This window comes from Promineifilum sp. (SeqCode), assembly GCF_041918635.1.
Lineage (GTDB): Bacteria > Chloroflexota > Anaerolineae > Promineifilales > Promineifilaceae > Promineifilum.
In genome coordinates this window covers 1-1,618 of the sequence record NZ_JAYRVJ010000788.1, presented here as the reverse complement: position 1 = coordinate 1,618, position 1,618 = coordinate 1, and the positions used below count along the sequence as shown (strand labels likewise).

Genomic DNA, 1,618 nt, shown 5'->3' with positions numbered 1-1,618 from the left:
GAAGCGGTGGCCGGCTACATGTCGGAGACCATCCGCAAGTACATTATGGAAGGGCTACTGACCAAGATCGGCGGGGCGCTGGCCCGGCCGGCCTTCCAGCGTGTGCGCGACCAGCTGAACCCGGACGAGGTCGGCGGCGCGCCACTTCTGGGCGTGGATGGGGTTGTGATCATAGCCCACGGCCGCTCCAATGCTTACGCCATCCAACAGGCCATCGGCCAGGCGCGGCGCGTGGTTGAGAAAGGGATCGTCGGGGCCATCGCCGATGGGCTGGGACAGCCATTAATGAATTTAACGCAATGACGCGAGGACGCAAGGTTGGTCTTTTTTACGTCCTGGCGTCCTGGTGTTGAATTGTGTGCACAAAGGAATCGACATGACAGAAGCAATGCTGGACGCGCGCGGGCGACCGCGCGTCGTCATTACCGGGATGGGCATGATCAGCCCGCTCGGTCACTCCGTAGAAGAGAGTTGGGATAACCTGCTGGCGGGCCGCTCCGGCATTGGGCCGATCACCCAGTTTGACGCCAGCGACTTCGCCTGCCGCATCGCTGGCGAGGTCAAGGATTTCGTCGCCCGCGACCATATGGACTTCAAGGAGGCGCGCCGCATGTCGCGCGCCTCACAACTGACCGTCGCTACGGCGCGGATGGCCCTGGCCGACGCCGGGCTGCCGGAGCAGGTCGCCAACCCCGATCGCACCGGCGTGCTCATCGGCACGGCCGTCGGCGGCATTGAGCGCGCCTTCGAGGAGGTCGATGTCTACCGCACGCGCGGCGCGCGGGCGGTCAGCCCCTTCGCCATGACGATGTTCCTGGCCAACATGCCGTCGCACCACGTTAGCCTGATGACCGGCGCGACGGGGCCGATCAGCACCACTGTCGCCGCCTGCGCCACGGGCACGCAGACCATCGGCGAGGCGGCCGAATACATCCGGCGCGGCGCGGCCGACATGATGTTCGCTGGCGGCGTGGAGGGACTTATCCACTTCGCCGCCATCGCCGGCTTTGGGGCTATGCGGGCGCTCTCCACCCACTTCAACGACGCCCCGGAGCGGGCCAGCCGCCCGTTCGACAAGGATCGCGACGGCTTCATCCTGGCCGAGGGGGCGGGTGTGGTCGTGCTGGAGCGGCTGGATCATGCGCTGGCTCGCGGCGCGCGCATCCACGGCGAAGTGCTGGGCCACGCTTCGTCGTCCGACGCCTTCCACGTCGCCGCGCCCGACCCGGAGGCGCGTGGGGCCATTCGGGCCATGCAGTGGGCGCTGGACGACGCCGGCCTGTCGCCGGGGCAGGTGGATTACATCAACGCCCACGGCACGTCGACGCCGGTCAACGACGCGACAGAGACACTGGCGATCAAGCGGCTGTTCGGCGAGCGCGCCTATGAAGTCCCCATCAGCAGCACCAAGTCGGCGATGGGGCATGCCATGGGTGGGGCGGGGACGATTGAATCGATCTTCACGACGCTGGCCCTCGGCCGCGCCCTTATCCCGCCGACCTGGAACTATGAGACGCCCGATCCGGAGTGCGACCTGGACTATGTGCCCAATGTGCCGCGCCCGGCCGATATTCGAGTGGCCCTGAAGAACTCGTTCGGCCTGGGCGGGCAGAATGCG

Annotated in this window: 1 protein-coding gene and 1 pseudogene; both read left to right on the top strand. The window is 67.0% G+C overall.

Annotated features, from left to right (window positions below):
* A pseudogene (locus ACE3UY_RS22535) lies at window positions 1-303 on the top strand (phosphate--acyl-ACP acyltransferase); the annotation flags it as partial.
* 73 nt (window positions 304-376) lie between these two features.
* A partial coding sequence (gene fabF / locus ACE3UY_RS22530; protein ID WP_374689713.1) for a beta-ketoacyl-ACP synthase II occupies window positions 377-1,618 on the top strand: 1,242 nt, incomplete at its 3' end.